This window comes from Acinetobacter sp. SFA (assembly GCF_001647535.1).
GTDB lineage: Bacteria > Pseudomonadota > Gammaproteobacteria > Pseudomonadales > Moraxellaceae > Acinetobacter > Acinetobacter pecorum.
In genome coordinates, this window is record NZ_LSZI01000016.1 from 61,049 (window position 1) to 69,433 (window position 8,385).

Here is an 8,385-nt window from a genome sequence, read left to right on the forward strand (position 1 = left end):
TTTCCTGCCCTAAATTTATGCTTGATCCAGACTCGCAGTTTCGTATTCTAAAGCGACCCTCAGGCGCAATATCTCTTAGCTCAGTTCCTGAGGGTCGATGTCCAGCGTGAGCTTCATGCTGGAAGGCTTGTCCTGCAGCATGTTTTGCCACCAGCTGCACACATAGTAATGCAGACGTGGACGATCCGCTGACAATAGCACCATATGTGACTGATAGCGTCCAGCCTTACGTTCCATTGGCGCAGGAATCGGTCCCCAGATGTCCAGCACCAGATCGGGATATTGCCTGAGAAGAGCTGCATGTTTCTGTAAGAATTCGGTATTTTGTGCCTGATCCTTGGATTCACAGCGAATTAGGATGGCATAACGATAGGGCGGCATCTGGGCAATCTGCCGTTCTTTTAAGGTTTGCTGGGCAAACACGCGATAATTTTCATTCACCAGCGTATTTAGTAGGGCATGATCAGGTCTGAGCGTCTGCAAATAGACATCGCCTTTGTGTTCACCACGTCCGGCCCGGCCTGCAACCTGCACGATCAATTGTGCAGTCCGTTCAGTAGCACGGAAATCAACACTGAGCAGACCGGAATCGATATCCAGAATCGCCACCAGCGTCACATAAGGAAAATGATGGCCTTTGGCCAGCATCTGGGTGCCGAGCAGAATTGCTGGTTCGCTTTTCTGAATCTTGTCATAGATTTTCTGCCAGCTGCCGACCCGACTGGTGGAATCGCGATCGACCCGAATCACCTCAAAATCCGGAAAGAGTTCATTCAGATGTTCTTCGACTTTGCCGGTGCCCATGCCCAGTGTAACCAGTTCCTGATGCTGACATTGCGGGCAGTGTTCCGGCATACGGTGAATGGTACCGCAATGATGACAATGCAGATGCTGATAAGGCTGACGGTGTACAGTGAAGTTGGCATCACAGTGCGGACATTGTGCCTGCCAGCCGCAACTGCCACAAAGCAGAACGGGGGCATAGCCACGGCGGTTTAAAAAAATCAGCACCTGTTCCTTTTTCTCCAGACGCTTTTTGATGTCCTGAATCAATTGCAGGCTAATCCCATGCTGCTTCTGTGCGACTTTTAAATCCAGAATATGGATTTTGGGCATCAAGGCCGTGCCGGCACGCTGGTTCAGCTCCAGCACCTGCATCTTGCCATGTTGCACCAGCGCATAACTGTCAATGCTTGGAGTGGCTGACCCTAAGATTACCGGACATTGCTGTAAATGGCCGCGGTACAGGGCGACATCTCGGGCATGATAGCGGAAGCCTTCCTGCTGTTTAAAGGACAGGTCATGTTCTTCATCCAGAATGATCAGGCCCAGATTCGGCATTGGCGTATAAATGGCGGAACGTGTTCCCAGCACAATCGAGGCTTTGCCGGTTTCTGCCGACTGCCAGGCTTGTAGCCGTTTGGAATCATTCAGCCCGGAATGCAGCAGCGCAATATGGCAATGAAAACGGGACTGAAACCGGCTGATGGTTTGCGGCGTCAGGCCGATTTCCGGCACCAGCACCAGCACCTGTTTGCCCTGTTTCAGTACCTGCTCCATGATCTGCAAATACACTTCAGTTTTACCGCTGCCGGTCAGACCATCCAGTAAAAAAGCCTGATATTGATTGCGATATTTTAATACCTGTTCGACTGCATGTTTTTGTTCAGGATTGGCCGTTAGCGGCATCTGTGCCAGTTGCATCGGCTGCGGACTGAAATCTTGTAACTCCAGCACACAGGCGCAAATCTCTTTTTTCTCCAGTGCTTTTAAGGTCGCGGTTTCAATCCCGGCCATGTTGAGCACAGTTTCAGTGGTCCCGACCGGATGCAGTTTTAAAATCCGGTAGGCTTCCTGCTGCTTGTCTGAACGGCGTACTTTGGCCTCGGCATTAGTGTCCAGGAGCTTCCAGGTGCGAGCCAGCAGGTTATAAGGCTTGCCCTGACGCAGCAGGGTTGGCAGGGCACTGTGAACGACTTCACCGATCGGAAACTGATAATACTGTGCTGACCATGTCAACAAACTTAAAACTTTGCTATCTATAATGGCACGTTCATCGAGCAGTTCGGTCACAGCCTTAAGTTTAAAGCGCGGGTCGAGAGGAGTGTCTGCGGACAGTTTTTCGATAATCACCCCGACCAGATTCTGCCGGCCAAACGACACCAGTACACGTGCGCCAATCTGCGCCTGTTCAAATTGTTCTGCACTCATTGTGTAATCAAAACAATCAAATACATGCACAGGTACAGCAACGCGTACGCGATAAAGTGGACTTGAATCTGGGTGAGAATTTTGCATATCTTGGGGTGGAGATCCTGAAGAAATTTCGTCGTGCTTAAAGTTCGATTATGTTAGAGTGAGCAGATAATTTATATCAAAGAATATGAATGATTTGGGTGGTCTGACGCAACAGCGTTAAGCAAAATTTTGGAAAATTAGAGCATTACAATGCCTGCATATCAGTTTATTGCGCTTGATGCTTCAGGGAAGCAGCAAAAAGGCGTGCTGGAAGGGGATTCTGCGCGTCAGATCCGGCAACAATTACGGGATAAAGCGCTTATTCCAGTCTCTGTCGATCCTGTAGAGAAAAAAGACCGGCATTATCGACGAAAATGGTTTGAAAAAAGCCTCACCGCCTATGATCTGGCTCTGATGACCCGGCAATTATCCGTACTGGTCGCCGCCGCAATTCCACTGGAAGAAGCGATTCGCGCCGTCGGCAAGCAAAGTGAAAAAGTACATGTGCAAAACCTGCTGATGTCAGTGCGCTCAAAAGTGCTGGAAGGGCATAGTCTGGCGCAAGGCTTGCAGCAATCGGGACGGTTTCCCGAGCTGTATATTGCCACGATTGCGGCCGGTGAGCGTTCCGGGCATCTGGATCTGATTCTGGACCAACTGGCAGACTATACCGAAAATCGTTTCGCCATGCAGAAAAAAATTCAAGGTGCAATGATCTATCCGATTATCCTGATGCTGATGTCCTTTGCAATCGTGATGGGACTGATGACCTATGTGGTGCCGGATATCGTCAAGACCTTTGACCAGAGTAAAGATGCCCTGCCCTGGATTACCGTGGCCTTGATGAAAGCCAGTGATTTTATCCGCCTTGCCTGGCCATTTTTATTGATCGGTGGAGCCTTGGGGATTTTCCTGTTGGTCCGGTTTTTAAGAACCACCGCCGGGCATTATGCCTTTGACCGTCTGACTTTAAAGCTGCCGCTATTTGGGAAACTATCACGCGGGATTAATGCCGCGCGTTTTGCCAGTACCTTATCCATTTTGACCCAGTCTGGCGTGCCGCTAGTCGATGCATTGCGCATTGGAGCTGCGGTCAGCAATAACTGGGTAATCCGTGATGCGGTGAATCTGGCTGCTGAAAAAGTGACCGAAGGCGGTAACTTGGCAACCCAACTGGAACGCAGTGGTTATTTCCCGCCGATGATGGTACAAATGATCAGAAGTGGCGAGGCATCCGGTGAACTCGACCGAATGCTGGAGCGTGCTTCACAGATGCAGGATCGTGAAGTGACCACCCTGATTTCAACTTTACTGGCTTTGCTGGAACCTTTAATGCTGGTTCTGATGGCCAGTATTGTTCTGGTCATTGTGATAGCAGTAATGCTGCCAATTGTGAATATGAATAATATGATTTAAACAGTAACCAGTTAGAATTTTGCTGTGATCAAGATTCAAGTGGTCTGAATAATGCAAATGAATGAGAGAGAGTGAATGAAAAGGAAACAATTAAATAAACAGACAGGCTTTACCTTAATCGAAGTCATGGTAGTGATTGTTATTCTTGGTGTGCTTGCTGCGCTGATCGTTCCGAACGTGATGGGGCGCGGTGAAAAAGCCAAAGTAGATACCACCGTGATCAAGTTGCAGAGTATTGCAGGTTCACTGGATCAATATAAGCTCGACAATGGTAAATATCCAAGCATGCAGGAAGGTGGTCTAGATGCACTGGTGAACCAGCCAGCGACTGCAAAAAACTGGATGCCGGGTGGTTATGTCAAAGGCGGTTTTCCAAAAGACAGCTGGGATAATGAACTGCAATATGTGATTCCGGGTACCGATGGTCGAAGCTTCGATCTGTATTCATTTGGGGCAGATGGTCAAGCGGGCGGTGAAGGAACAGATGCCGATATTTATTATCAGCCATAATCGAGAATCATTCTAAATTCTCACTGAATGGAATATATCACTTCACTTCATAGCTTATTTTTGTGTTAAGTGAAGTGATAATAGGTATTAATTATAAAATATAATATAAGTTTTTGAAAATTATATAAATTAAATAATAGAAACGATATGCGAGTTATAATAAGAATTATTCCCATGTTTATCTATTACAATTCTCGTAAGATATGAATAAAGCTACACTTTCTATTTATTTGAAAAAGCTCATAATGCTCTGAAAGGCACCTGGCTCGCCAACGGAGAAACATATGAAAGCATTTATCTTGAAAGATGAAATCAACCAATTTCACTGGTTGATGCTGAAATCTGTTCTTCTGGTTTTAAGCATGTTGCCGGTCAGTCAGGGAATCGTTCATTTATGGCAGAGCACCGAAGGTAGCAGCCAGATTATGGTGGCTTTCTTTGCCATCAGTTTGATGAGTAGTTTAATGGCTCTATGTTTCTGGTCAGCATTAAATGCGAGTGTTATTCGCATTCAGGCCGAGCAAAGCTCAGCATTTGAACAGGCTGTAGTTCATATTTATCGTCATGTACCGATGCTGTCTTTAGCCAGCATGCTCTGTTATCTGGCAGTACAGTTTTAAATTTTTGAAAGCAATAAAAAACCGAGGCTTTGACCTCGGTTTTTTATTTCCTTGAGTGTTCCTCCCTTTATTAACGGGAGCTTAGGAGAGGTTGATAAGATACTATATTCATGATTCAGGAATCCCCTAAATCCCCCTTTGTAAAATGGGGACTTGAAGAAATTACCGTCTAGATTTAAAGCTGACATCCACTTTACGTGGACGGAAGCGCCAGCCCACTAGCAAGAGTAGAACCGAGAAGATCAGGACCGGCCAGTCGCTGAGTTTCATATACGGGGTTACGCCCTGCATGGCTGGAAGTTCACCACGTAATACCACTTCCTGATCCATCGGGGCTTTTTTCACAATATGACCATTGTGATCAATAAACGCAGTCACACCAGTATTGGTGGCACGGATAAACCAGCGGCCATTTTCTTTGGCACGCATTTGCACCATCTGCAGATGCTGTAGCGGCCCTGCTGTACCGGTAAACCAGGCATCATTAGATACGGTTACCAGAAAATCACTCTGGCTGGCATTACGGCGGGTCAAATTAGGATAAGCCACCTCATAGCAAATCGCAGAACCCAAAGGATGATTTTTTACATTCAACGGTTCTTGATGATCTGTACCCCGAGTAAAACCACTCATGGACGGATCATTCTGTAAACCCGGCAATACCCAGCTTAACCAGCCTGACAAGGGAATATATTCACCAAACGGAACCAGACGCTGTTTCTTGTACAGCCCATCCGATTCATCTCCGCTCGCCATAATGCTGTTGTAATATTTTGGATAGCCCGCAGTCTGAGATTCGGCCAAATCCCAATACGGAATGCCGGTCACCCAGGCCGTTCCGGATTTTTCAGCCTGGACTTTCATGGCTTCCAGAAAGGCTTCAATATCAGTCTGGAACATGGGAATCGAAGATTCTGGCCAGACGATCAGATCTCGGCCCCATTCTGTTTTGCTCAGATTGGCATAAATCAGTAAGGTCTTTACCTGATATTCTGTCAGCCATTTCAGGTCCTGCGGAATATTGCCCTGAATCAGGGAAACAGTTAAAGGCTTTTGATTTTTCTGCTCAACAAACGTCAGCTGTGCTGCACCCCAGGCACCGAGTAACAAGATGGCTGAAGGAATCGCCCAGAACAGGCGTCTATTAAGGATTTCAACCAGCGCACAGGCCAGAATGATCACCACAAAAGAAACCCCGAATACGCCGAATAAGGGCGCATAGGCATCTAGGTAGCGTTCGGTAAAGGCATAACCAGCAAACAGCCATGGGAACCCGGTAAATACCCAGGTCTTGGCCCATTCAAACAGTACCCAGAGCGGGGCAAAGGTTAAAGGGGTTTCCGGGAAAAAGCGCCGGTAAACAAAACATTGAACAGCACTAAACAGACCCATCACCAACGCCATGATCAGGATCATCACAATGCTCAGAAAGGCACTGGTATCGCCATAGACATGGATGGAGGTATAGAGCCAGAAAGCACCCACAAACCACAAGCCGATCCCGTAAGCCCAGCCAATACCAAAGGCCTGTTTCGCACTACGTCCACGCAAGCAGGCATAGAGCAGGGCCGGAGACAGAATGGCTAGCCACCAGTAATGATAGGGAGCCAGTGCCAAGCTGAAGATGGCACCTGCAAATAAGGCAATTAAGACAGGATAGATCAGCGGCAAGGTTTTCTGCCGCTGAGAAGAACTCAACAGCTTATCGAAATACGCTCTCATTGGCGCACGGCTCGAATCAGGTGAATAGAACGCGAATCTGCCTCAAGAATGGTAAACTGCCAGTTTTCCAGTTCAATGGTCTGACCTTCAAGATCATTCACCAGACCAATTTCCTGTAATAACAAGCCGCCCATGGTTTCCACTTCATCATCAGGGAAATTCGTATCCAGCATATTATTGAAATACTCGATCGGAGTCAGGGCCTGGACTATCCAGGTATTGGCGGTAGTCGGGTCGTTATCCGGAACAATGTACTGTGCTTCTTCATCGATATTGTCATGTTCATCTTCAATTTCACCGACAATCTCTTCCAGAATATCTTCCAGTGTCACCAGACCCGAAGTCGTACCGTATTCATCAATCACTACGGCAATATGTGTCTGGGTGTTTTTCAGCATGCGCAGTACCTGATCGGAACGGGCACTTTCTGGAACAAACAAAGGCTGGCGCATGAGCGCGCGAATATCGACTTTGGTGGTCGGCTCGGTCAGAAAAGGCAATAAATCCTTGGCCAGCAGAATTCCGACTACATTGTCGGTCTGATCGGATGAGAATACCGGAAAGCGTGAATGTGCAGACTCGACCAGCACATGCAGGATATCCAGTAGTTGGTCATCTTCCTGCAAGCTGATCATGGACGTACGGGGCGTCATGACTTCACGAATTTTGGTTGCCGGGAGGTCAAGTACACCCTCAAGCATGGCAACAGTATCGGGTTCTAAAAATCGACGTGAATCTTGTACTAATTTTAGCAGTTCGTCGCGAGTTTCGGGTGCAGTTCCCAGCCATTTGCGTAAACCGCGCATACCCCACGACGGGCCTGATTCCTCGTGCATGATTTTTCCTGAAGACTCTTAATATCTAAAAAAACGTGGTTTTATCATACCGCAGAAAATACGCTTGTCTATTGTAAATATGATGTGCAGTCTTGATCGCGTAAGTCAGTGCCGATTTTAAACCTGGACCTATATCCAAAGCAGTCCTGTAATCACAGGTTTATGTTAAAATATGATGTCTTTTCATCCTGAGTGTTTCGATGTCCTTCACTGAAATTATTCCAAGCCTGCAATTGAATACCCGAGGTTTACGTTGTCCTGAGCCGGTAATGATGTTGCATCAGGCGATCCGTAAATCCAAAGCTGGCGACGTGGTTGAGGTGTTTGCCACGGATAATTCAACGTCTTGGGATATTCCAAAGTTCTGTATGCATCTGGGGCATGAATTGCTATTGCAGGAAGAGCGACTGGATGAAAATGGCAATAAAGAATTTCATTATTTAGTGAAAAAAGGCGGCTAAATCTGCCAAAAATTTATGCATTTCGTGTACTGATAATTTTGAATTGATCTTGAAAATAAACCCGCTCTGAGGCGGGTTTATTTTATTTTGATTTATAACTTACATATTCGGGTAATTCGGACCACCACCACCTTCCGGTGTCACCCAGGTGATGTTCTGGGACGGATCCTTGATATCACAGGTCTTGCAGTGCACACAGTTGGCTGCATTGATCTGGAAACGCTTGGAACCGTCATTATTTTCCATGATTTCATACACCCCCGCTGGGCAGTAACGCTGTGCAGGCTCATCCCATTTCGGCAGGTTCACTTCAACCGGGATGGATGGATCAGTTAGTTTCAAATGCGAAGGCTGGTTTTCTTCATGGACCGTGTTCGATACAAATACCGAAGACAGTCGGTCAAAAGTCAGCTTGCCATCCGGTTTTGGATAGGTCGGCTTGAAGTTCACTGCATCGACAGTTTTTAATGCCTTGAAGTCAGGCAGCAGATCATGCAGGGTGAACGGCACTTTAAACACGTTCTGGTCGATGAAGTTGAATGCACCACCCATCCATTGACCGAACTTGTGCATCGCCGGGCC

General features: G+C 47.1%; 8 protein-coding genes. 4 read left to right on the forward strand and 4 right to left on the reverse strand.

The genetic code is table 11. The features are described from left to right. Positions 1-75: 75 nt before the first annotated feature. Positions 76-2,298, reverse strand: coding sequence for a primosomal protein N' (locus AY607_RS07080; RefSeq protein ID WP_064102192.1), 2,223 nt, complete (start codon positions 2,296-2,298; stop codon positions 76-78). A gap of 150 nt (positions 2,299-2,448) precedes the next feature. On the opposite strand from AY607_RS07080, the gene gspF reads away from it, so the two are divergent. The 3 genes from gspF (at position 2,449) to AY607_RS07095 (ending at position 4,784) form a co-directional block, all read left to right on the forward strand. Beyond that, positions 2,449-3,654 carry a type II secretion system inner membrane protein GspF gene (gspF, locus tag AY607_RS07085; RefSeq protein WP_064102193.1) on the forward strand — a complete coding sequence of 402 codons (1,206 nt, stop codon included), beginning with the start codon at positions 2,449-2,451 and terminating at the stop codon, positions 3,652-3,654. Positions 3,655-3,729: 75 nt separating this feature from the next. Beyond that, a complete protein-coding gene (gene gspG, locus AY607_RS07090) occupies positions 3,730-4,164 on the forward strand; it encodes a type II secretion system major pseudopilin GspG (RefSeq protein WP_064094932.1) in 435 nt (144 codons plus the stop codon). Positions 4,165-4,448: 284 nt separating this feature from the next. Then, entirely contained in the window at positions 4,449-4,784 is a 336-nt protein-coding gene (locus AY607_RS07095; protein ID WP_064094931.1) for a hypothetical protein, read from the forward strand. Positions 4,785-4,946: 162 nt separating this feature from the next. On the opposite strand, the gene lnt is transcribed toward AY607_RS07095, so the two are convergent. Both lnt and AY607_RS07105 read right to left on the reverse strand, forming a co-directional pair. Further along, a complete protein-coding gene (gene lnt, locus AY607_RS07100) occupies positions 4,947-6,506 on the reverse strand; it encodes an apolipoprotein N-acyltransferase (protein ID WP_064102194.1) in 1,560 nt (519 codons plus the stop codon). After that, positions 6,503-7,342, reverse strand: a complete 840-nt coding sequence (locus tag AY607_RS07105; protein ID WP_064094929.1) for an HlyC/CorC family transporter — start codon at positions 7,340-7,342, stop codon at positions 6,503-6,505. The genes lnt and AY607_RS07105 overlap by 4 nt, the downstream gene beginning before the upstream one ends. Positions 7,343-7,542: 200 nt before the next feature. On the opposite strand from AY607_RS07105, the gene tusA reads away from it, so the two are divergent. Further along, a complete protein-coding gene (tusA, locus tag AY607_RS07110; RefSeq protein WP_064102195.1) occupies positions 7,543-7,803 on the forward strand; it encodes a sulfurtransferase TusA in 261 nt (86 codons plus the stop codon). Positions 7,804-7,902: 99 nt separating this feature from the next. Here the strand turns inward: tusA and AY607_RS15225 are convergent. Then, positions 7,903-8,385 (reverse strand): 4Fe-4S dicluster domain-containing protein (locus AY607_RS15225; RefSeq protein WP_227509967.1); only part of this gene is annotated, 483 nt, incomplete at its 5' end.